Origin of the sequence: Fictibacillus sp. b24 (assembly GCF_030348825.1) — a bacterium.
Taxonomy (GTDB): Bacteria; Bacillota; Bacilli; order Bacillales; family Fictibacillaceae; genus Fictibacillus.
The window spans coordinates 3,301,674-3,322,185 of sequence record NZ_JAUCES010000005.1; the positions used below are offsets into that span (position 1 = coordinate 3,301,674).

Consider the following 20,512-nt stretch of genomic DNA (forward strand, 5'->3'; position numbering starts at 1 on the left):
TTTACATTTCAATGATAGAGATTTCACTAAAAGATACGACTAAAAAAACTCCCCAACCATTCGGGCTAAGGAGTTAATGTTACATGCTTTTTTGTCATAGAAGGTAAACGAAGTAAACCGTAAACTAATGCTGCAACAGGCATTAACACGGCGATCAGCCAATCGCCTGTTAGGAATCCGTAAAAGACTCCATAAAAAATCCCTTGTAAGAGCAACAAGTTTTTAAGCCACTTCTGAAAAGCTTTAACCTTCACGGCTTGCTCAACAGGGTAGATCATGAAAATAACATTCCACCTGTATTGCGTGTAAAGGGTAAACAACTGCAGTGAGAACATTTGAAAAAACAAAAAAACAACAACGAGCTGCCACCATCCAGCTGGAATCAAATAGAGGAAGAAGAAGCCGACTAAGATTAAACGGATATATAACCCTAAATAATCACCCGAACGGATAAACGTTTTCGTATATAGAGAAGATAAAGCGTTTTTCTTTTTAAATGAAAAAGCAGCTAAACCGTTTAACCAAGGTCGTTTATGAACCGTCTGTTTGAGTGCTGGTACATCTGTAAAGTAATTGACGAGTCGATAGCCCTTCATTTTTAATGCTTGTTCTTCTGCTAATAGCATTTCCCACTGATAGCCATGCTGCTTTTTAAAGACGCCAAAAACAAAATTTTTCAGCACATACATAATTGCAAAGATTGCGATTAAAAAGATGTATGCTTCATTAAAGAGCAGATAAGCATACACAAAATTCACAATGAACCTCAAGATTCTATAGTTCAACTGATGACTTTTATAGGGCAGTCTTCTTTCTTCCCATGACACGTATATGTTGAATACTTTAGCTGCAATTAAAAAGAAGCCAAAAGTCACGTACATTTTCCAGCCATCATGAATAAAAACTTGAACGACCGGCCAGAGCAAAGTAAAAATGAATAGTGTTGAAAAAGCCCCTGTTGCTGTAGCTGAAGAGATGGCTTTTGAGAAATATTGTTTCATTCCTGATTCCACAGGGAGCAGAAATACAAGATCTCCTTCTTTTAACAACGTACGGATTGCACTCTTCGTTAACCAGATTGAAAAAACAATTGTAAGAACGAAGACGGCTGGGAAATCTTTAGGCAGCGCTTGAAGCAGCTTCGCATAATACACACTTCCAATAACGATGAGCAAAATTAAGGAAACAATGAGCCCGCTGTTTGCCATTAAACTAAAATATTTAAGTGTTTGCGTTAAATGGGCATTGCGCCGTTTTGTCCATAATTTTTTCACATCAATCATGTGACTTTACCTCTTGCCACATAAAGATAGATCTCGTCTAATGTCGCTTTTTCCAGCCCGCTTCTTACTCTTAATTCGTCTAAAGTTCCGCTCAAAACTAACTTTCCTTCATGCAAAATTAAAAAACGATCACAGTATCTTTCTGCCGTTGATAAAATATGAGTCGACATCAAAACACCTGCTCCGCTGTTCCTAAACTTCACCATATACTCCAAAAAGGATTGAATTCCGAGTGGATCAAGACCAACAAATGGTTCATCCACAATATACAGCTTCGGTTCTACTAACAGAGCGCAAAGGATCATTACCTTTTGTTTCATTCCTTTAGAGAACTGGCTTGGAAACCACTTGATCTTGTTGTCCATTCGAAACTCTTCCAATAAGGGACGGACACGAGTTAAAAAGGTTTGTTCTTCAAGGCCGTACGCCATTGCTGTTAATTCTAGATGCTCCCAAAGTGTTAGCTCTTCATAAAGAATTGGAACTTCTGGTATGTACGTAAATTGACTGCGATAAATTTCCGGTTCATCTCTGAAAGTCTGTCCATCAATTTTTGATGTGCCAGACATCGGTTCCATTAGACCTAAAACGTGCTTAATCGTCGTACTTTTACCTGCTCCGTTCAGACCGATCAGCCCTACAATTTCATTTTCCTTTACCGAGAAATCCAAATGATGAATAACAGGCTGATTAGGAAGATAACCTCCTGTTAGATCGTTAACTTCAAGGATCGGCTTCATCTAATACCCTCCTTTTTCATTTATCTATGTCTTTATTCTTTGCCATTTTTTACCCTTTTACCCCTTATGAAGCAGGCATTGGTGTTGGTGTTGGTTCTGCATAGCCTTCTTTATATTTTTCATCGATCATTTTTCTGATTTCTAGATCGCTCTTGCCATTCGCTGATTCACTCATGCTGACTGCCGCAATTTCAAGACACGTGCCGCATTTTGTTCCATGATCATCCCAAACGATCTCTCCACCTTCTTTATTCTCTGCAACAAAGCAATCATAATTATCTTTATGCCCAGCTGAACCTCCACAACCACAATAACAAGGCATAGATTCAAGCAGTTCTTTATATTTAGGCGCTGCTGCATAGATGGCTGCAATCTCTTTAGGCTGTTTATCTAAAAATCCAGGCAGCACATCCATTGACGCCGTAAGTTCTTGAATATCGCCATTCGGCAGATGATTCTCATGTCCTTGATGAGAACCTTCATTTTTTGATTGTGATTTCTCTTGATGATTTTTATGATCTTCATTACCTTGATTTCCACAGCCTGAGATGAGAAAACCAGCAGCAAGTGTCATCGTTAATACAAGTTGTCTTCTTTTCACGGAGAATCCTCCTTTTTGTCATTCTTTCCTTATAATAGCGTAATTCACGTTTCTTTTACCAATTTTATATGTATAACAACAGAGACTTCATGGACAAGATAAGAGGGAAGAAGGTATCCCCCCTTCTTCAGGGAGAAAGATGCAAGGTATTAGATTTTTTCAGATATGCAAACTTTTAAGGAGATGATTCTCTTGGACTATTCAGTGCTTGAGCAATTGCAAATTCTTAATACCGAGGTGCATGGCTAAAAAATCGTATTGTTTTGTTTTCGTGTTCTCCTTTCTTCTCTAACCTCTATAAGAAGGAGGGTTCTATTATTGAATAGGACCCTTCTTCTTTATTTTTGTTGTTGAGGTTGATTTCCGCTGCAGGCGCTCGCTTTCCGCAGGGCAGGCGTTGAGCCACATTCGGACGTTTCACGTATAAGTGTCTCACCTGCCTAGTTACAGTGGCTAGCCCCTCGAGGTCAAAAGCTAAATGGTCCAGAAGGCAAAGTGCGCCTTCCTAGCCCATTCACCTTTTGCTTGTCGGGGCTGAACGAGCCACTTCCACTTTTCGTACTGCCCGCCTGTCCTGCAGGAGTCTCGCGCCTTCCGCTCCAATCAACTTTTCAATGATGAATAAAGAACAAGGTAAAACCGAGATCGAAACCATTTTGATATGAGCAATTAACAAAAAGCTTTATTTTTTTGGCTAGTTATGTGTGATATGATAAGTAAAAAAAATGAGGTGAGCCACTTGTCCCACGATTCAAACTGCATTTTTTGTAAAATTGTTGCGGGTGAAATTCCATCCTACAAAGTGTATGAAGATGAGAACGTCTTGGCCTTTCTAGACATCAGCCAAGTGACAAAAGGACATACGCTGATCATTCCTAAAGAGCACTCCAAGGATATTTTTGAACTGTCTGCAGAAACAGCAGCGAAACTTTATTCTGTCGTGCCTAAAATTGCTTCAGGAATTAAACAAACGTTTAATCCAATTGGTCTGAACATCTTAAATAACAACGGTGAAGCAGCTGGACAATCTGTTTTCCACTATCACATGCACTTTATCCCTCGATATGGATCGGGTGACGGTTTTGGTGCGGTCTGGAAAACGCAGGATACCCCTGCGAACGAAATGACTGAAATTGCTCAAAATATTAAAGAAAACGTTAAAAACTAGCGTTACATATTAAAACTGCCTTTTTTTAAACTGGGCAGTTTTTTCATATTCATTTTTGCACAATCTTTGTTGCTCTTGAAAGTGGTTGATTTCCGTTACAGGATACTCGCTTTCCGCGGGGCAGGCGGTGAGCCACATTCGTACGTTTCACTCTTAAGTGTCTCACCTGCCCGCCTGTCCCGCAGGAGTCTCGCACCTTACACTCCAATCAACTTTTCAGGGAAGATGATAAAGAAAAATTCGAAAGCAACAATTTTATAAAGAGCATTTTTTCAAATCTAGAGCATTTCTTAATTAAGCTAGAGTCCGCGGGGATCATTTTATGGGAGCTTATAATTGGAGGAGGAGAACGATGACACGCATTTATTTCCAAGCAGGACCAACAACACTGCCCAAAGAGGTTATGCAGCAAGCGAAAGAAGAATGGGATGATTTTCAAAACACTGGTTTAAATATCATGGAGCACAGTCATAGGGGAAAAGATTACGAAGACATCCATGAACAAGCAAAGAACCGAATGAGAAGCTTGCTCGATATCCCGGATACACATGATGTTTTGTTTTTACAAGGCGGCGCAAGTCTGCAATTCGCTATGATCCCAATGAACCTTATCACTGATGGAAAAACGGCAAAGTATATTCTAACAGGCTCTTGGTCTGAAAAAGCTTATCAAGAAGCACAGAGAATCGGATCGAGTGAATCCGTTATAACCGGTAAGGCTTCTGGATATCGTACGCTTCCTGTAATAGATTATGTACCAAGCGAAAATGATGCCTACCTACACATCACCTCTAACAACACGATTTATGGCACTCAATGGCCAGACTTAAATGCATTTTCACATCCTGCTCTTGTAGCTGACATGTCGAGTGATATTATGAGCAGACCTTTTTCTGTCGATAAATACGGCCTGATCTATGCAGGAGCTCAAAAGAACCTCGGTCCATCTGGTGTAACTGCTGTCATTATTAGAAAAGATCTTTTGCAAGATAGCAAAACCGTCCCATCGATCTTGTCCTATTCTGTTCATGCAAAAAACAAATCTCTATACAACACCCCTCCCGTCTATTCGATCTATCTTCTTAACCTCGTTCTCGGCTGGGTTGAGAGGTCAGGCGGTGTGAACGAGATGGAAATTAGGAATCAGAAGAAAGCAAACGTCATTTATGATGCCATCGACCGCAGCAAAGGTTTTTACAACGGCTACGCAACGCGTGATTCACGTTCAGACATGAATATTACGTTTACGTTGGGCAGCCAAGACCTAGAACAGCAATTTATAAAAGAGAGCGAAGAAAACGGAATCTACGGTTTAAATGGCCACCGATCTGTTGGCGGATTCAGAGCATCTATCTATAATGCCGTTCCCCAAGAATCTTGCGACAGCCTTGCAGAGTTCATGGTTCAATTTCAGGAAAAATACGGAAAGTAGTTCTTAACCCTTTTCAGTTGTATGGACATCTGGTAACATGAAAGTACTTTCGCAATAGGTCATGAGGGCACTATTGGAGAGAAATTAGGCTAAAGAATAGCTGAGGAGAGATGAGAAATGAATACTAAATCACTAGCTTTAACTTCTGTACTTATTGCATTAGGGTATGTTTTTCACACGATCGTACCGCCATTATTTTTTGGAATGAAACCTGATTTGCTGCTCGTAATGATGTTTTTAGCTATCATGCTTGCCCCTACGAAACAAAACGTATTGATCGCAAGTATGGCTGCAGGTGTTATATCAGCACTAACAACAGGAATGGCTGGCGGACAAATTGCAAATATCGTTGAAAAACCAATAACTGCTTTTATCTTTTTGGCTTTGTTCCTATTAGCTAAAAAAGTAAAAGTAAATGCAATTAGCGCCGTTCTTCTAACGGTAGTCGGAACCATTATCAGTGGAACATTATTCCTTCTTGTCGCAATGCTTGTAGCCGGACTGCCAGGCTCACTATTCAGTTTTATCGGAATGATTGTTGTTCCAACGAGCATTGTTAGCGGATTGATCATGTTCTTCATATATCCAGTAGCAGAACGATTTTCTAAACGATCAAGTTTAACAGCATAATAAATATTAATAAAAAGCCAGTTCCTTAAGGAGCTGGCTTTACGTATGTGTCTTCTTCCTCTTTCTCTTCTTCCCAAGATTGAAACGCATCTATTTCGCTCGATAGGGTTTTAAAAATAAAAGCAAGTACGGTAGCATCATCTAGTAATCCTGCACCGATAAGAAAATCTGGAACAGCATCGATCGGACTCACAAAATACAGAAGTCCAGCCACCATAAGTACTAAAGACTTTTTAGAAACATCACGATAATCGCCTTTTTTATAAGACTTTACGAGTCGTACTAGAGCTTTTACTTGTGACCCTAATTTATTCAGCCCTTGGCTTTCCGGCTGTGAACTTTTGCTTTCCGCTTCTGATACAAGCTCACCTGTTTGGGTAGAACTTTCAAGGACAGCACTCGCTTTTTCTTTCATTTTGTTGAAATAGTTACCGATTGTATTTTGTTTCAACCCATATCCCTCCAGCCTTTTTTATTTATGTATACCCTCTTTTTATCCTCTTCGTCAATTCCTATCAATTCTTTTTTCTTTATTGCTTTTTTAGATTATTGTTACAGCAAAATTGAATAGTTGATTGGAGCGTAAAGTGCGAGACTCCTGCCTAAAAATCTCCTCGCAAGGCAGAAAGCGAGCATCCACGAACGGAGAACAGCTCCCCCAAAAAGCGGTTAAGAAAGCAGTCCTTTTTATTCTTTCATTTCTTTTTCTCCAAACACAGTCAAATATCTACCGTTTTAGACAATTGATACATTTTTCGCGAAAACGTGCTGTCGATGTTCATTTCCTCGTCACTACTGGTTCTCCATCGTTTTTTATGTTTCGACCAAAAGAGATTTGCAATGTCTATCTTGTCCAAACATGACGAAATCTATCGGGAAATATTTTTATATTCGTCATTATTTTTCATAGGATAATAAGAGATATTCACGAATTAATTAGATATTAAAAGAATGGGGAGGAAATTTAAGATGTCAAAACAAAAATCCATGGTAGTAGGTTTCGCATTAGGAACGGTAGTAACAGCAGCAGCTACATTACTTTCAACACCTAAAGCAGGTAAGGAAGTAAGAAAAGACTTGAAAGAAAATATGGATAAAATGAAATCTACTTTTTCTAGCATTAAGCGTGACGGGATTCAGCTTAGAGCAAAGATCAAATTTGCTAATAAGGAAAAAGAAGAGGCTCTAAAAGAAACAGCTGCATCTACAATTGAAGAAGTACCTGAAGAGATGGAACAAGAAATCAAATAATTTCTCAAAAAAAATTCTCCAACTTCGGAGAATTTTTTCTTTTACGCTGAACATATGATGATACCAATATGAAGCGTATATCTGCTAAAAGATGTAAAACTATTTTACTAAAAAATAAGGAAATATTGAAAAATTTTACTTTCTTATTATAGGAAATACTGGCATAATGAGGAATAGGATGTGTTTTATAAGATGGAGGGGCATTTTAAAAATGAACAAAGATCAATTATATAGTTTTCAAGAAGCCATGATCTATAGTCACAAACTTTCACAGATTAGTAAAGCTTTATGGAAAAGCGTCGAAAAGGATTGGCAAAATTGGATAAAAGATTATGGTTTGAACATCAATGAACATCATATTCTTTGGATTGCTCATCATCTTGAGGGTGCATCAATCTCTGATATTGCAAAATTTGGTGTTATGCACGTTTCCACAGCGTTTAACTTCTCTAAGAAGCTTGAAGAACAAGGCTATCTAACATTTTCTAAAAAAGAAGATGATAAGCGAAATACATATATTTGTCTAACACCTAAAGGTGAAGAGCTTTTACTTCAAACACTAAATACGTATGATCCTTCAAAATTCGGTGTTTTCAGTGCTTCCATGCCAATTAAAGAGCTTTTTGGCAGATTCCCTGAATTTCCAGAACTGATGTCGATTATCCGTAATCTTTATGGTGATGACTTTATGTCGATTTTTAACAAACTAGAAGAAAAGATCGAAGCATCAATCGGTGAACAAACTTCCTCGCCTGTTATGGCAGCTGAGGAAATTGCCTCTTCTCATTCGTAACGAACAGATAATTCATACAGTTTCTCCATCAAGGAAATGTATTTCTCTTGTTGAAGCAATGCTGTAATCGTTTCTCTTGGTGAGAGCTTTGGCGTTAACATGCCTGCAAAATGCAGCAGCAGCGGTGTGTAATGAACAAAGCCTTCTTCACTCTGCATTTCATATTTTTTCTGAAGCTCATCGCAAAGAAGGAAGATATCCTTTACTTCTTGCTCGGTGAGCTTTTTTTCCATGACCAGTCTGAAGAACGGATACGAAGTTAGATCGACACTCTCAATCGTAAGCTGATTATAAAATTCTAGTCTTTCTAATCTTTCCTCCACCGTTTCCATACAAACCCTGCTTTCTAGTCAATCTATGTCTATGATAATTATAATCCAACTTTCTCCATTTGGGTATGAATAATTCATGGCGAATTAAAAAAACGCTTCTTCACCAAAACCGGCAAACAGAAGCGCTTTTTCCTAGTTCTTCGTATAGACTCCTAATTTAATTGAGTTCTTCTTTAAATCAAACTCTTCAGCTTTAACAGCATAACCTGGTTTTGTAGGCATTTCGGTTATCCTCATCAAGATGCTTTCATCGGCTGGATATACATCCACCCATTCCGGGAATTCAATTGTATCTTTTAGCAGTGTAAACACCTCATCCCCTGGTATAGGAAAACGTCCGACTTGCATATCCTTCTCTTTTAAAAGCAAATCACCGTTATCCATGACTTCTGGTGTAAACGTAATTTGATAGGGAATCTCCTGCTTAAAAGCAACAAAAGAACCATTAAGAACGGCTTCATCATTCCTTAAATTCACATATACATTTACGTTTGGCGCCTTTTTTCGCAATTCCTTATTAAGCAGATCCTCAACCTGCTCTTTTTCTGTATGTATACTCAGCAATTTTTGATTTTCACGTAAATCTGATTTCAGCATGCTTCGATCCAAATGGCCACCCGCCGGATCTTTCAAAAGCAGTATAACTATGGCTGCAGGTATGATCAAAAGAAGCAGCAGCAAAGCAAAAAACGCAGCTTTCCATCCGTTTCTCATATTCTCTCCCCTCTCTCATCTCATGTGAAGTATTTTTCCTATTCATATTCCACATATTTTGGTAAAGTTAAACAAGTAGTTCATGTTGGAGGTTTTTATATGGCTGGCTATATCTTCGTATTTTTAGCACCTATATTTTTATTTGTGTTCAATTCGCTCACACATAAATTATGTGACAAAAAGAACTTGTCCTCAAAGCAGCAGGATTCTGTCTATCGAACAATTAACGTGTCTATTACCATTCTGCTCATTTCTTCCTATATTTCAAACGTTCTATAGAAAATATAAAAGGGGGAACCAGACTGCATTCCCCCTTGAGTAACCATTCCATACATATATTGCACCTTTTGATCAAGAGTAATAAAACAACACATTAACGAATCTGCTTGTAAACGTCAAGCCTGACAGTTCCCATTCATAAGAAAAGGTCCTGCGAGACTGGCATTTATTTTAGCAGAAACATGCAGCACCTACGATGATCAACAAGATAAACAATACAACGATTAATGCGAAGCCTTTTCCATGCCCGTAGCCCATGAAAGCCACCTCCTTCAGTCATCTGTACACTATCCTATGCATGACCAGTCATGCACGCATAGGCATTCGCCCTTTTTATCAATTAAAAATTCTATTCTCCATCAATAGCAGTAACAAGCTCCTATAATGATGAGAAGGATAAAAAGAACTAAGATTAATGCAAATCCTCCCCCAAAATCATGACCGTAACCATAACCCATCATCATACCTCCCTTTTCTTTCTCCATATCATATAGTGAGGCGCCCTGTTTTGATTAGACGAATGACCCGGTTTTTTAAATTTTTTTCTCCAGATTGCTCTGAATACCCGTAAATACTGAATTTATAATGTGTAAATTTTCTCATATTTCGTTTATTGAATAGGAATACCCGCAACGTTTATGCTATAGTAAGAGATGTTAAATTATTACTTCACAGTAGGAGTGTTAAAAAATGAAAAAATGGATGTTATCAGTAGGGCTAACAGCGGGACTTATTTCACTATCCGCTTGTAATAACGCTGGTGGTGCAGATTCAGAAGCCATCGTTGAATCTAAAGCTGGAGATATTACAAAAGAGCAATTTTACAATAAAATGAAAGAACAATACGGTGACCAAGTATTAAACCAAATGATTGACGAAATGGTACTTGAAGATAAATATAAAGTGACAGACAAAGAAATCGATAAAGAAATCGACAAGATTAAAGAAGAGCTTGGCGGTGAAGATGCTTTTAAACAAGCACTTGAGCAAAACGGCTTAGCTGATGAAAAGCAGCTTAGAGAACGTGTAAAATCCATGCTATTAAATGAAAAAGCAGCAACAGAAGGCGTTAAGATCTCTGACGAAGAAATGAAGAAAACGTTCGACGAAAAATACAAAACAGAAGTAAAAGCTAGCCACATTCTTGTTGATGACGAGAAAACAGCGAAAGAAGTACAAAAGAAACTGAACGAAGGCGGAGACTTTGCTAAGTTAGCAGAAGAGTACTCTAAAGACCCTGGATCTAAATCTAAAGGTGGAGACCTTGGCTTCTTCGGTAAAGGGGCTATGGTTCCTGAATTTGAAAAAGTAGCATTCACGCTTGATAAAGGTGAAACGAGCGACCTTGTTAAGTCCGATTATGGCGTGCACATCATCAAAGTAACGGACAAGCGTGAAAACAAGTTCGAAGACAAGAAAGAACAAATTGAACAAGAATTGAAGCAGCAAAAAGCAAAACCAATCACTGAAATCCTAGAAAACCTTCGCAAAAAAGCGGATGTTAAAGTAAAAGATAAAGAACTAAAAGAAAAGATGGAAAAGAAAGCAGAACAACCGCAAATGCCAGAAATGCCGCAACAATAATGGCATGAAATGATGAAAACCAGGCCCTTGAAGTGGTCTGGTTTTTGTTTGTGATGGTTATTTGCGCTCATGCAGATGCAGCATGCACCCAGTTGGCTGCAACATCCTCTTGAAAAGAACATAGGAATTCGAATCACATAAAAAATACACGTCATCACATAAAAAAACGGATTATCCTATAAAATGATCAAATCAGCAAGAAACTGTATTCCTTAGAAAGACAGTCAAAAAAGACCTGCTCTTCGCAGGTCTTTTCTTTATAGATTATTCTACTATCGATCTGAACCATCATTATGATCATTTTCATCCGCAGCAGCTGCAACTAAATCTTCCGCATCATCATCTTCAGCGGGGCCTTGAGCCTTTGCTCTCTGAATACGCTCCATGTAAACTCTGCCTTCTTCTTCGATGACTCTCTGCTCGATTTCACGATCTTCCTGAAACAGCGTAACGATCCGATAACCGCTATAAATAATGCCGCAAAGGACGAAATACATCCACCATGGAGTCATAGTAAAAAAACTGCCCACTCCTGCTGAATATTCCTTTAATACAAACGCAGCAATGAGTATGGCACCGAAAAATAAAGCAGCGTATCCTTTCATCGATTAACTCCCCCTTATTAGACAAGCTTTTAATACAGTCTATGAAGGAGCAAGATCAGATATGTCACGAAAGTGCAGGTTCAGCACTCGTTTCTTTTTCTGTTTCCACTTTTGATTGAGACTGAACTTTTTTATCAAAAGCACGGAACATGAAGTAATAGATTCCCGCACTTATCACAGCTAGAGCAAAGAGAAGATAAAACGTATTCTCAAATCCAATCCACATGGTTAACGGAATCGAAATCGGAGCAATCGTACGGCCGATTGTAAAGCGCAAACCAGCTGCTGCAAAATATTGGCCCCTCATGTTTTCTGGAGCAAGTTTTGAAATGAAACTTTCTTGAATTCCGACAACCATTAGCTCAGCCGTAGTAAAAATCACCATCGCGCCGAATAGAACCCACATCATCGTTGTGCTTCCAAACACAAGCATCGACACACCGTATAAGAGTGCAGAAAAAATGAAGACTCTTCCCTCTTTAAAGCGATTCATCCACTTGGCCATCCAAACCGTACAAAGCGCGACCATCAATCCGTTTAGCGAGATTAAATAACCAAACACTTTTTCACCGGTTAACGATATATCCCAGTTGCCAATCGCAAATAGCGATTGCTCCGGTACCTTTTCAGTTGTATAAACAGCTAGCAGAAGATCCATCTGCATGAACGTTTGGGCAACTAGAATTCCTGCTAAGATAAAAAGCAAAAATAACTTGTCACTTGCGATTACTCGATAATCCTTCAACTGTTCACCCATCGCCTCGTACCACTTTTTATCCGCTCCCACTTTCTCGAGCACTTCTTTCTTTACTGGGACCGTTTCACGGATATACTTCGCAAGGACGACTGCTAAAATGACACTGACCACTAAACACGCAAGCAGCAGTTCAAAACGGTATGAGAAAAAGAAGATGCTTCCCAATACAGGACCAAAAACGACAGATATATTGATGGATGTATAAAACACCGCAAACACTTCACTTCTATGTTTCTCTTCTACAACGTCTGCAATCATTGCGTGACTAGCCGGCCAGTAAAGAGAGCCGAAAAGACCTAAAGCTGAAAACGCAATAAACGTTAAGATAGGTGAATCCATCCACGGCGAGTTAGCGAGACAGAAAAATATAAACGTCGCTGCCTGACCCCAAGCCGAGATCACCATCATCTTCTTTCTTCCGTATTTATCCGCACAATATCCACCCACAAGGTTAGTAATGACACCTACTACTTGTGACAGGACTAATAAAATACCCGCTGTTGTTTTTCCCATTTCATCCGAAAAATAGATCGCCATAAACGGGAAGAACATCCAAAATAATAGATTTACAAAAAATTCTCCGATTAAACGAACTTTCAGATTAGCATCCCAATCTTTCCACTTCATGTTGTGTTCACTTCTTCCATTAGTAAATTCCGACACTGTTGTTTCCTATACCTGTCTTTTGAGCACTCACTTTACAAGCAGTGAATAAGAAGGGATTTTTACAGATACACACAGAAAAAAGCCCATGAGTATACACGCTTACATGTGCATACCATAGGCTTTTCATTGAAAAGGCTCGGGATGACACATGGAGAGATCGCTCAAAAGTAGGTAGAATGCATAACAAAATAAGCCTTCCCAAATGGGACTAGACGTTATTTAGCTTGCTTTCTTACCTTACCTTGAACAATGCTTTCCATGAGTCATTGCCTCCTAAAAATTCGTTTTCTTGACTTCCAATTCCAAATTTATCACAATTCCCAGTTTTACACAATGTTTTTTTTGTCGTTGCTTTGTTGCTCTTGGTAGTAGTTGATTTCCGTTTCAGATGCTCCAATCAACTGGTCGAAGAAAACATTAAAAAGATTAAAGCAACAATTCTTTAGAAAACAGCCTTCAGAGGAGAAACTTAGCTTTTCGCAAATTCCGCCTGAAACAAAGGCTTATATAACGATCTATTTTCAAGGGCAAACTGCTTATCTGTAAATTCGCCTGGCTGTACTTTTTCCAGTGCTCTGTCCATCATGTTCATTCTAGCATCAAAATTATCGATCATATGAAGGATTTCAGCTTCACGGATGAGCGGTGCTTTAGGGCTTCCCCACTCTGGCTTACTGTGGTGGCTAAGTACAAGATGCTGAAGGACGGTAACTTCTTCACCTTCAATCTCTAACTCGTCTGCCGCCTTGCCAATTTCGTTCACCATGATCGTAATATGGCCAAGAAGCTTGCCTTCAAGCGTATAAGAAGCAGCTACAGGGCCTGATAGCTCGATGACCTTACCAAGATCATGCAGGATAATTCCTGAATATAAAAGGTCTGTGTCCAGTGAAGGATAGAGCTTGCTGAAAGCTTTTGCCATATCCAGCATGGATACAACGTGAAACGCTAGTCCAGATACAAATTCGTGGTGGTTCTTAACCGCTGCAGGGTATTCTAAGAATTCAGCTTGATGCTTCTTCAATAAGTGCCTTGTAATTCGCTGTATATTTGGATTCTTCATCTCAAATATGTATTTCGTGATTGTTTCTACCATTGCCTCTTGTGTTAATGGAGCCGTTTCAAGAAAATCACTGATCTTAACGCCATCAAGTTCCGTTGCAGGGCGAATGGCTTTCAGCTTCAGCTGCATTTTTCCTCTGTAGTTCCCCATCTCTCCAGATAGCTTTACGATGGCTTGAGCTGCATAAAGCTCCTCATCCTCAGGAGAACTATCCCACAATTTAGCCTCCACATCACCTGTTTGATCTTGAAGGATCAATGTTAAAAACGGCTTCCCGTTGCTTGCCGTTCCTTTTACAGATGATTTGATTAGAAAAAAACCGTCAACCATCTCTCCTACCTTATAAAATGCAAGTCCTTTTTTCATATTTCACCCCGCCTTTCTTTGCTTTAGTATAGCATATCACTCTATTTAACTACTTGCTGCAGCACTCATCTCATAAAAATTTCAGAGGTATCTATCACCTCTTTTGTTGGTCAGATGTCTGCATCTTAATTTGAAAAGCTACACCGTTTTTCGTATTTTTTGCAACTACTTTGCCCCCATGAAGTTCTGCAATCCTTTTTACGATCGCAAGGCCAAGACCAAATTGACCTTTGTTTCCTTTGCGAAACGGCTGGAAAATTTCTTCTCCTGTAACATCCGTTATCTGCTCTCCATCATTAAACACTTCGATAATAAATTCAGACCCTTTATAAAAAGCAGAGAGCCGAATTGTGTGATGTGCGTACCGCAAAGCATTTTGTACCAAGTTATCCAGCAAAATACCCCACTGCTCTTTATCGCCATTCATCTTGTAGTGGTTGCCTGTTATCTCAAAATCAATATCTTCACGCTGATACCTAAAGCGCTCAACTATATCTTCAGCCAGATCGCCAAAGTTAAAGTTTTCTGTTGTGACTACATCAAGCTTCATTGCATCAAGCTTTGTATAATACAACATGTTCTGAACACGCTTTTCCATCCTTTCTGTCTCTCTTAAGATTACATCCATCATGTCTTCCGTGGTGTCTTTCGGCATAATTCCATCTTTTACTGATTGAGCGTAACTCTTTATCGTCATAATTGGTGTTTTCAATTCATGTGAAGCGTGCTGAATGAACGTTTTCTGTGCAAGATCATGCCTCAATAGATTCTGCCGCATCTCCTCAAACTGCTTTGATAGGACGTAGAATTCATCGTCCCCTTTCCAGTGAAACGGTTCCTGCCAGTTTCGTTTGGCGATCTGCTCAAACCTTTTTCCTAGTATGATGAGCGGTGATCGCAGATATCGGGCAAGCCATATCGCAGGAATGATCGAGAATATACCGGTGAACAACAAAATGAGTACAAGTCTTAACCAAAGCCGGTTAACCATTTGATCACGATACGTGTCCCACATGTAAGAAATTAAGTACACCTTTTCGCCTTTCACATTTGTCTTCGTTGTGATCGCATAAAAGAGTGTCGCATCTTCATACGTTAATTCGTATCTTCCCTTATCGTTCTTTTGCTCGTATGCTTTTTCAGCCATTTCAACGAGTACTTCCTGCGGTACAGGGTCACCTTGTGAATTAGCATATTTGTCGACAATGAGGAAATGGCCGACATCACGGGCAGCGTTCCTTCTCTCAATAAAATCCGTTGGTGATTCTCCTTCTTGAGGAATTTGATTTTGTGGATCCCAAACATTCTGCTGCTCATTCTCTATGATTCGATACGTTTCCTCAGTCAGCGTATCTTTAATAGATAGCGGATAGATGATTGCCGTTAATAAACCTATTGTAAAAAGCAATAACCCGAAAGAAAGCCAGATGCGCTGGGTTAGATTTAACCGGATCATGACGGTATAATCCTATAGCCTGCACCATAAACTGTCTCTAAGTTTAACCTTGGCATCTTCTTGCGTACACGTCTGATCACATCATCTACAGCCCGTTCAGATCCGAAATAATCGTCTCCCCACACATACTCTAAAATCTCTTCACGCTTACGAGATTTCCCTTTGTTTTCTATTAAATAAAGAAGAACATCAATTTCTTTTCCTGTTAAATTTATCATTTCCCCATCACGCGTAATCTTTCTAGAAATCGGATCAATCATATACCCCGTAATTTCAATAATCTGCGGAAGGCGGTTACCCGTTTCATAGATTCTTGTTAATAGTTTTCTTACACGAATGACTAGCTCTCTAGGCATAAAGGGCTTTGCTAAATAGTCATCACTGCCCAGTTCAAGACCGACGATTCGGTCTAAATCTTGGTCTCTTGCGGAAACAAAAATAACAGGAATGTCAGAATTCTTTTTAATCTCTTTAATGATTTCATAGCCATCCATACCAGGAAGCATAATATCTAAAATCCATAGGTGCGGTTTGTTTTCCTCAGCGGTTTTAAGTGCATCTTCCCCGTTGTGGAAAACCGAAACGCTCCAGCCCTCTTTTTCCATATAAGCTTTCAGCACTTGCGCAAGGTCTTGCTCATCTTCTACTAAGTAAATGGAATACTCATTGGACATGAGTCATTCCCCTCCTTTGTTTACATTTCAGCGATTACTGATTGGCTTGGCCAACGTATTAAAGGAACAGACGGAACGATTGAAGCTACATGTTTATGACAGGTAAAGAACAGAATCTGCCTTTCCTGTGCAGCTTCTTGTATGAGCTGCAGCGTGCGCCTTGTTCTTTTTTCATCAAAATTCACTGCTATGTCATCCATCAAAATCGGAAAGTCTGCAGGTCCTGCATGAGAGGCAACAGCCAAACGGATAGCCAAATAAACTTGTTCAGCTGTTCCACGGCTCAGTTCATGCGGATAAAAACGGGTTCCGTCCCCTTTTATAACCATTAGTTCGTTTTGTTCTGTGAACAGGATCGATTGATATTCACTTTCTGTTATTTTACTAAAATAAACACTTGAAGTCTCTAAAACCGCTGGCAGCTTTGTCTTTTGATAGTTTTCTTTAACTTTTGAAAGCGCGTGCTGTGCAAGACGTAAGCTCGCCCACTTCTTTACATAGCTGTTCCACTCTTCTTTTAATAGTTCATACCGATGTAAATGTTCTGAGTAACTGCCATCCTCAAGGAGTTTCGTCAACTCCCAATCTAGTCTTCCCTTTTCTTCAACTTTCTCGGAGTATTCTCTTTGTATGTCTTCCTCATTTTTTTCCAAATTCTCTATAAGCTGGACCGTATCCTCATAATTAACCGTTACTTTTTGAGCCATTTCGTCTATTTCTTCTGATGAAAACCCTAGCGAAATCAGCTGATTATATAGTGTATCTCGTTCTTCGTTCAGCTTTATCAATCGATCATTCTCTTTCGCTCTTGTGTAGAAATCGATTTCCTTGCTGACGTTTGCTTCTTTCCATAAGTTCTTCATTTGATTCTCGATAAATGTTAGTTTTTTCAGAAGTTCTTCTTTTCGTTCAATGAGCTGCTCACAGTTTTTCATAAGATGCTCAGCTCGTGATCTGTTTTTTAACTGTTCCTCTAGCGATGATTGAAGCGAAACAATCCATTCTTTCGTGTCGCCACTATGTTCATCTTCTAATACAGCAGACAAGTCAGCTGCTTCATGCTCATATTCTTCTAGCTGTTCGTTTAACTCTCTCATCTTTTGAATTACCGTCTCTTTTTGCTTCAATAATTCCTTTAACTGAAGAACTCTTTTCATATAACCAGATACCAAAAGTTGATCTACAGTTCCTTTATATCTGTTTTGATTCGCCCATTGTTCAGCCCGTCCCAAAACGGAAGCCTCTTCTACTTCTAAATAATCCAGTTGTTTCGCAAGCTGTACATAGATGCTGTTCTCGTTAGACAGCTGAGCTGCAACCTGCATCCACTGTTTTCTGTTTACTTCATCTTCTAATATCTTGTGATGTGTATGATGTGATATTTCTCCACTTGCCTGGTCCTTTTTTATATAAATAAAGGTTAAGATGAGGGCAGCAGCGAACACTATAGCACCACCTAACATAACGGATAAAGAACTCGAAGACCAGCCCGACCATATAAGCACAATAGCTGAAATAAGCGGAAGAAGTGCTGAATACAAAGAAAAGCCATTTGCTTGCTTCTTACTGTTTGCTCGCCCGTATTTCGCCAGTTCTTCTTCGGATAGCAGTAAAGTTTTTTGTTTTGCGTCTTCTTTTTCCAAACGTTCGAGCTTTAGTCTCGAATCCTTAAGTTCATCTTCTAATCTGCGTTTCTTGTCCTCTAAATGTCCAGACTGTTTAATAAGATCTTCGAGATGATGAAGAGAAGATAATGAGAGCGACAGATCTTTTAGTTCTGTTTCAGACCACGTTTCTCCGATAGCATCAAACAGCTCAGTCTCTTCCTTTTCTATGGATTGAATGTTTCTCTCCGCATCTTGAAGCTGATTGAATTGGTGCTCATATTGTGGAAGTTTGTTAAACATCTGTTTAATTTTATTTTCATAGCGTACTATTTTTTCATTAGTTATTAATGATTTTTTCTCTTTTTCCGCAGCAGAAAGACGGTCTTCAATGTATGTAAGTTCGCCTTTCAAAAGAGAGCATTCCTTTTGCCAATCCTCATATTTCCCGATTCCGTTTTCAGGAAAATGAATTTCTGTTGAGTCAAAAGAAAGCCATTCCGTTTTCAGTTGCTTATATCTTTCCAGTACTGGTTTCAGTTCGAACAACCTCTTGACTGAGCGCATGTCTTTTTGCACGCCAACCAATTCTTGCTTCGTTTTTTCCAAAGACTTCTCAAGGTTCTCTTGCTTGTTTTTAATCGCAAGATAGCTCTCATTCTTGCTTTTTAAGCTCTCAAGCGTTTTCCCGACTGATTTAAGCTGATCTAATTTTTCGTTGATTATCGGTTTTTTTCCGGATTTTTTAAATAAGGCAGATTGCTTCTTCTCAAAGGACTGTTCAATTTCAAGCAGATCACGGTCACCTGAAAGAGCTGTACTTAATAAAAAGTTACCAAGTTCTTCTGACGTTAATTTGTCCAGTTTTTGCAGCCCATCAAGTCCAAAACAAAAGGCACCCGTAAATAAAGATTGCTCCATGTTGTCCAACAACTGAATCAGAAACAATTCGTCTTTCTGCTGACCTGTTTCATTATAAATCGATACATCACCTGATACCGTGGAACCTGCTATTCTCTCAATCGTCCACACTCCATGATTTTGATGCTCAATCGTCATTTTCCCGCCCATTCTATTTCCGTTCTTCGGTTCATAGCGGCGTTGAGACTGATTTTTTGAAGGAAAGCCATAAAACATGCATTTTATAAAGTCCATCAATGTCGTTTTCCCGGCTTCATTTTCACCATATAGCATTTGTAAGCCGTGTTTTTCGAACGAGATCTTACAATCCCTCAATCCTCCGAAATGATAGATATGAAGTGACACTATTTTCATTTTCTCACCTACCTGCTTTTATGTAGCTCTGATAAAAGTAAACGTTCTGCTTGCTTCTGAATCTCTTCCCAATCCTGATTCTCTAGCTCTAAATACTTTCTCGCTGTTTTATGTGTGGTTAACTCTGCAATCGCCTGTTCAAGTTCTAGGTCATCTTTTAAAACAACCCGTAAATCTTTGAAAAAACCGGACTGTTTGATCGACATTTCATCCTGTATGGAGGGTTTCGTTTCATTTTTTATCGAAACTACATGCACAAAGGATTCAGCGTGATCGTCTTCTAGCAAGATCTCATGCAGTTCCTCTAAAAACACGCCATCCAAAAGCTCTTCAAAAAGATTCGTTTGTCCAGACAGCTTAAGAACGAGGAATACACCTTTTTGGGGTTGTTGATAAATACCTAATTCTCTTTCACAAAGAGTGATCACTTGTTGAAGACTTTCTGCTTCAGTTAAATCGACGTTCCCTTCATGCCACTCAATATCAGACGTAGCATGAAACACGCTTTCCACTTCCGTTCCGTTCAGCGTTACAATGTATCCGCCTTTACCGCCTGTTTCTCCGCTATGTCTTCCTTGTATGTTTCCTGAATAACGAATTGGCGGTTCTGTACTCAAGTCCATTTTTTTATGTATGTGGCCAAGCGCCCAATAGTCGTAGCCCTTTTTTAATAGCTCTGAAACCAAAAACGGAGCATACCTGCTGTGGCCACTGTATCCATCAGCCTGTCCGTGTAAAATACCGATATGATACAGATCATCTTTCTTTTCAGGATAATGTAATGTGCGGTTATCGGTTACAGCTGCTGTTTCATAACTAAAACCGTGAAGACACGCCACCTTTCTCCCTTCTCTTTCAAATTGGAGAGTCTGAATGCTGTTTCCTTCAAAAAAGTGCACATTACTCGGCCAATCCAGATTCACCCATTGTCCGTCGAGTGGATCATGGTTTCCATGACTGATATAAACGTTTATGTTATAACTTTCTAGTTTTACAAAACAATTCTTTAAAAATGACTGCGCTTTTAAACTACGGTTTCCGCTGTCGTATAGGTCACCAGCAATAACGACAAAGTCTACTTTTTCTGTCATTGCTAGATCGATCAGCCTTTTAAAAGATAAAAATGTACTCTCAGAAAGACGTTGAAAAAGCCCTTCTGGTAATGAGGAAAGTCCTTTAAATGGACTGTCTAAATGAAGGTCTGCACAATGTAAGAATTTTATCATTTCGCTCATCCTC

25 protein-coding genes are annotated in these 20,512 nt (G+C 39.2%); 8 read left to right on the top strand and 17 right to left on the bottom strand.

The features are described from left to right. Positions 1 to 65: 65 nt before the first annotated feature. The 4 genes from QUF49_RS17245 to QUF49_RS17260 form a co-directional block, all read right to left on the bottom strand. Positions 66 to 1,283 carry an ABC transporter permease gene (locus QUF49_RS17245; RefSeq protein ID WP_289496910.1) on the bottom strand — a complete coding sequence of 406 codons (1,218 nt, stop codon included), beginning with the start codon at positions 1,281 to 1,283 and terminating at the stop codon, positions 66 to 68. Continuing rightward, a complete protein-coding gene (locus tag QUF49_RS17250) occupies positions 1,280 to 2,023 on the bottom strand; it encodes an ABC transporter ATP-binding protein (protein WP_289496911.1) in 744 nt (247 codons plus the stop codon). The genes QUF49_RS17245 and QUF49_RS17250 overlap by 4 nt, the downstream gene beginning before the upstream one ends. Positions 2,024 to 2,087: 64 nt before the next feature. Then, positions 2,088 to 2,624: a PCYCGC motif-containing (lipo)protein gene (locus QUF49_RS17255; RefSeq protein ID WP_289496912.1), complete on the bottom strand. Its 537-nt coding sequence runs from the start codon at positions 2,622 to 2,624 to the stop codon at positions 2,088 to 2,090. 295 nt (positions 2,625 to 2,919) lie between these two features. Next, positions 2,920 to 3,060, bottom strand: a complete 141-nt coding sequence (locus tag QUF49_RS17260) for a hypothetical protein (RefSeq protein ID WP_289496913.1) — start codon at positions 3,058 to 3,060, stop codon at positions 2,920 to 2,922. A gap of 273 nt (positions 3,061 to 3,333) precedes the next feature. Between QUF49_RS17260 and QUF49_RS17265 the strand changes: the two genes are divergently transcribed. Next, complete coding sequence (locus tag QUF49_RS17265) at positions 3,334 to 3,792, top strand: HIT family protein (RefSeq protein WP_425590478.1); 459 nt, start codon at positions 3,334 to 3,336, stop codon at positions 3,790 to 3,792. Positions 3,793 to 3,841: 49 nt separating this feature from the next. Here QUF49_RS17265 and QUF49_RS17270 read toward each other — a convergent pair whose 3' ends face one another. Beyond that, positions 3,842 to 3,988 (bottom strand): hypothetical protein, encoded by a 147-nt coding sequence (locus QUF49_RS17270; protein WP_289496915.1) that lies wholly within the window; start codon positions 3,986 to 3,988, stop codon positions 3,842 to 3,844. Between the two features lie 156 nt (positions 3,989 to 4,144). On the opposite strand from QUF49_RS17270, the gene serC reads away from it, so the two are divergent. Both serC and QUF49_RS17280 read left to right on the top strand, forming a co-directional pair. Continuing rightward, the gene (serC, locus tag QUF49_RS17275; protein WP_289496916.1) at positions 4,145 to 5,224 is read left to right on the top strand and encodes a 3-phosphoserine/phosphohydroxythreonine transaminase; all 1,080 of its coding nucleotides are present in this window, start codon (positions 4,145 to 4,147) and stop codon (positions 5,222 to 5,224) included. A gap of 117 nt (positions 5,225 to 5,341) precedes the next feature. Further along, the gene (locus QUF49_RS17280) at positions 5,342 to 5,854 is read left to right on the top strand and encodes a tryptophan transporter (RefSeq protein WP_289496917.1); all 513 of its coding nucleotides are present in this window, start codon (positions 5,342 to 5,344) and stop codon (positions 5,852 to 5,854) included. Between the two features lie 25 nt (positions 5,855 to 5,879). Here QUF49_RS17280 and QUF49_RS17285 read toward each other — a convergent pair whose 3' ends face one another. Beyond that, positions 5,880 to 6,305 (bottom strand): YkvA family protein, encoded by a 426-nt coding sequence (locus QUF49_RS17285; RefSeq protein ID WP_289496918.1) that lies wholly within the window; start codon positions 6,303 to 6,305, stop codon positions 5,880 to 5,882. Between the two features lie 136 nt (positions 6,306 to 6,441). Here QUF49_RS17285 and QUF49_RS17290 point away from each other — a divergent pair, with 136 nt between their 5' ends. The 3 genes from QUF49_RS17290 to QUF49_RS17300 all read left to right on the top strand — a co-directional run bounded on the left by QUF49_RS17290 (position 6,442) and on the right by QUF49_RS17300 (position 7,898). Next, a complete protein-coding gene (locus QUF49_RS17290; protein WP_289496919.1) occupies positions 6,442 to 6,717 on the top strand; it encodes a hypothetical protein in 276 nt (91 codons plus the stop codon). A gap of 106 nt (positions 6,718 to 6,823) precedes the next feature. Then, positions 6,824 to 7,105 (top strand): YtxH domain-containing protein, encoded by a 282-nt coding sequence (locus QUF49_RS17295; RefSeq protein WP_289496920.1) that lies wholly within the window; start codon positions 6,824 to 6,826, stop codon positions 7,103 to 7,105. Positions 7,106 to 7,316: 211 nt separating this feature from the next. After that, a complete protein-coding gene (locus QUF49_RS17300) occupies positions 7,317 to 7,898 on the top strand; it encodes an HTH-type transcriptional regulator Hpr (protein WP_289496921.1) in 582 nt (193 codons plus the stop codon). Here the strand turns inward: QUF49_RS17300 and QUF49_RS17305 are convergent. Together QUF49_RS17305 and QUF49_RS17310 are read right to left on the bottom strand one after the other, a co-directional pair. Beyond that, a complete protein-coding gene (locus QUF49_RS17305) occupies positions 7,889 to 8,230 on the bottom strand; it encodes a DUF1878 family protein (RefSeq protein ID WP_289496922.1) in 342 nt (113 codons plus the stop codon). The two genes, QUF49_RS17300 and QUF49_RS17305, sit on opposite strands and share 10 nt — an antisense overlap. A gap of 132 nt (positions 8,231 to 8,362) precedes the next feature. Then, positions 8,363 to 8,944, bottom strand: coding sequence for a YpmS family protein (locus tag QUF49_RS17310; RefSeq protein ID WP_289496923.1), 582 nt, complete (start codon positions 8,942 to 8,944; stop codon positions 8,363 to 8,365). A gap of 99 nt (positions 8,945 to 9,043) precedes the next feature. Between QUF49_RS17310 and QUF49_RS17315 the strand changes: the two genes are divergently transcribed. Further along, positions 9,044 to 9,223: a hypothetical protein gene (locus QUF49_RS17315; RefSeq protein ID WP_066239985.1), complete on the top strand. Its 180-nt coding sequence runs from the start codon at positions 9,044 to 9,046 to the stop codon at positions 9,221 to 9,223. Between the two features lie 171 nt (positions 9,224 to 9,394). On the opposite strand, the gene QUF49_RS17320 is transcribed toward QUF49_RS17315, so the two are convergent. Together QUF49_RS17320 and QUF49_RS17325 are read right to left on the bottom strand one after the other, a co-directional pair. Further along, entirely contained in the window at positions 9,395 to 9,481 is an 87-nt protein-coding gene (locus QUF49_RS17320; RefSeq protein WP_130297031.1) for a YjcZ family sporulation protein, read from the bottom strand. Positions 9,482 to 9,582: 101 nt separating this feature from the next. Continuing rightward, on the bottom strand, positions 9,583 to 9,708 hold the full coding sequence (locus QUF49_RS17325; protein WP_394605073.1) for a YjcZ family sporulation protein: 126 nt from the start codon (positions 9,706 to 9,708) through the stop codon (positions 9,583 to 9,585). Between the two features lie 205 nt (positions 9,709 to 9,913). Here QUF49_RS17325 and QUF49_RS17330 point away from each other — a divergent pair, with 205 nt between their 5' ends. Further along, a complete protein-coding gene (locus QUF49_RS17330) occupies positions 9,914 to 10,807 on the top strand; it encodes a peptidylprolyl isomerase (RefSeq protein WP_289496925.1) in 894 nt (297 codons plus the stop codon). Between the two features lie 272 nt (positions 10,808 to 11,079). Here QUF49_RS17330 and QUF49_RS17335 read toward each other — a convergent pair whose 3' ends face one another. The 7 genes from QUF49_RS17335 to QUF49_RS17365 all read right to left on the bottom strand — a co-directional run bounded on the left by QUF49_RS17335 (position 11,080) and on the right by QUF49_RS17365 (position 20,499). Beyond that, the gene (locus QUF49_RS17335; protein WP_289496926.1) at positions 11,080 to 11,412 is read right to left on the bottom strand and encodes a sporulation YhaL family protein; all 333 of its coding nucleotides are present in this window, start codon (positions 11,410 to 11,412) and stop codon (positions 11,080 to 11,082) included. 64 nt (positions 11,413 to 11,476) lie between these two features. Next, positions 11,477 to 12,796 carry an MDR family MFS transporter gene (locus QUF49_RS17340; RefSeq protein ID WP_289496927.1) on the bottom strand — a complete coding sequence of 440 codons (1,320 nt, stop codon included), beginning with the start codon at positions 12,794 to 12,796 and terminating at the stop codon, positions 11,477 to 11,479. Between the two features lie 508 nt (positions 12,797 to 13,304). Then, the gene (gene yhaM / locus QUF49_RS17345) at positions 13,305 to 14,264 is read right to left on the bottom strand and encodes a 3'-5' exoribonuclease YhaM (protein ID WP_289496928.1); all 960 of its coding nucleotides are present in this window, start codon (positions 14,262 to 14,264) and stop codon (positions 13,305 to 13,307) included. 94 nt (positions 14,265 to 14,358) lie between these two features. Further along, positions 14,359 to 15,720: a sensor histidine kinase gene (locus tag QUF49_RS17350; RefSeq protein WP_289496929.1), complete on the bottom strand. Its 1,362-nt coding sequence runs from the start codon at positions 15,718 to 15,720 to the stop codon at positions 14,359 to 14,361. Further along, positions 15,717 to 16,394, bottom strand: a complete 678-nt coding sequence (locus QUF49_RS17355; protein ID WP_289496930.1) for a response regulator transcription factor — start codon at positions 16,392 to 16,394, stop codon at positions 15,717 to 15,719. The genes QUF49_RS17350 and QUF49_RS17355 overlap by 4 nt, the downstream gene beginning before the upstream one ends. A 20-nt stretch (positions 16,395 to 16,414) precedes the next feature. Continuing rightward, positions 16,415 to 19,273 carry an ATP-binding protein gene (locus QUF49_RS17360; RefSeq protein ID WP_289496931.1) on the bottom strand — a complete coding sequence of 953 codons (2,859 nt, stop codon included), beginning with the start codon at positions 19,271 to 19,273 and terminating at the stop codon, positions 16,415 to 16,417. A gap of 8 nt (positions 19,274 to 19,281) precedes the next feature. Beyond that, the gene (locus QUF49_RS17365) at positions 19,282 to 20,499 is read right to left on the bottom strand and encodes a metallophosphoesterase family protein (protein WP_289496932.1); all 1,218 of its coding nucleotides are present in this window, start codon (positions 20,497 to 20,499) and stop codon (positions 19,282 to 19,284) included. Positions 20,500 to 20,512: the final 13 nt, after the last annotated feature.

Excerpts from the sequence above, each read along its gene's own strand:
- QUF49_RS17250 (WP_289496911.1), bottom strand. The coding sequence starts at position 2,023 with ATGAAGCCGATCCTTGAAGTTAACGATCTAACAGGAGGTTATCTTCCT.
- QUF49_RS17310 (WP_289496923.1), bottom strand. The coding sequence starts at position 8,944 with ATGAGAAACGGATGGAAAGCTGCGTTTTTTGCTTTGCTGCTGCTTCTT.
- QUF49_RS17330 (WP_289496925.1), top strand. The coding sequence starts at position 9,914 with ATGAAAAAATGGATGTTATCAGTAGGGCTAACAGCGGGACTTATTTCA.
- QUF49_RS17365 (WP_289496932.1), bottom strand. The coding sequence starts at position 20,499 with ATGATAAAATTCTTACATTGTGCAGACCTTCATTTAGACAGTCCATTT.
- QUF49_RS17245 (WP_289496910.1), bottom strand. The coding sequence starts at position 1,283 with ATGATTGATGTGAAAAAATTATGGACAAAACGGCGCAATGCCCATTTA.
- QUF49_RS17295 (WP_289496920.1), top strand. The coding sequence starts at position 6,824 with ATGTCAAAACAAAAATCCATGGTAGTAGGTTTCGCATTAGGAACGGTA.
- serC (WP_289496916.1), top strand. The coding sequence starts at position 4,145 with ATGACACGCATTTATTTCCAAGCAGGACCAACAACACTGCCCAAAGAG.
- QUF49_RS17335 (WP_289496926.1), bottom strand. The coding sequence starts at position 11,412 with ATGAAAGGATACGCTGCTTTATTTTTCGGTGCCATACTCATTGCTGCG.
- QUF49_RS17315 (WP_066239985.1), top strand. The coding sequence starts at position 9,044 with ATGGCTGGCTATATCTTCGTATTTTTAGCACCTATATTTTTATTTGTG.
- QUF49_RS17300 (WP_289496921.1), top strand. The coding sequence starts at position 7,317 with ATGAACAAAGATCAATTATATAGTTTTCAAGAAGCCATGATCTATAGT.
- QUF49_RS17265 (WP_425590478.1), top strand. The coding sequence starts at position 3,334 with ATGATAAGTAAAAAAAATGAGGTGAGCCACTTGTCCCACGATTCAAAC.
- QUF49_RS17355 (WP_289496930.1), bottom strand. The coding sequence starts at position 16,394 with ATGTCCAATGAGTATTCCATTTACTTAGTAGAAGATGAGCAAGACCTT.
- QUF49_RS17305 (WP_289496922.1), bottom strand. The coding sequence starts at position 8,230 with ATGGAAACGGTGGAGGAAAGATTAGAAAGACTAGAATTTTATAATCAG.
- QUF49_RS17360 (WP_289496931.1), bottom strand. The coding sequence starts at position 19,273 with ATGAAAATAGTGTCACTTCATATCTATCATTTCGGAGGATTGAGGGAT.
- QUF49_RS17340 (WP_289496927.1), bottom strand. The coding sequence starts at position 12,796 with ATGAAGTGGAAAGATTGGGATGCTAATCTGAAAGTTCGTTTAATCGGA.
- QUF49_RS17350 (WP_289496929.1), bottom strand. The coding sequence starts at position 15,720 with ATGATCCGGTTAAATCTAACCCAGCGCATCTGGCTTTCTTTCGGGTTA.
- yhaM (WP_289496928.1), bottom strand. The coding sequence starts at position 14,264 with ATGAAAAAAGGACTTGCATTTTATAAGGTAGGAGAGATGGTTGACGGT.
- QUF49_RS17280 (WP_289496917.1), top strand. The coding sequence starts at position 5,342 with ATGAATACTAAATCACTAGCTTTAACTTCTGTACTTATTGCATTAGGG.
- QUF49_RS17325 (WP_394605073.1), bottom strand. The coding sequence starts at position 9,708 with ATGGAGAAAGAAAAGGGAGGTATGATGATGGGTTATGGTTACGGTCAT.
- QUF49_RS17320 (WP_130297031.1), bottom strand. The coding sequence starts at position 9,481 with ATGGGCTACGGGCATGGAAAAGGCTTCGCATTAATCGTTGTATTGTTT.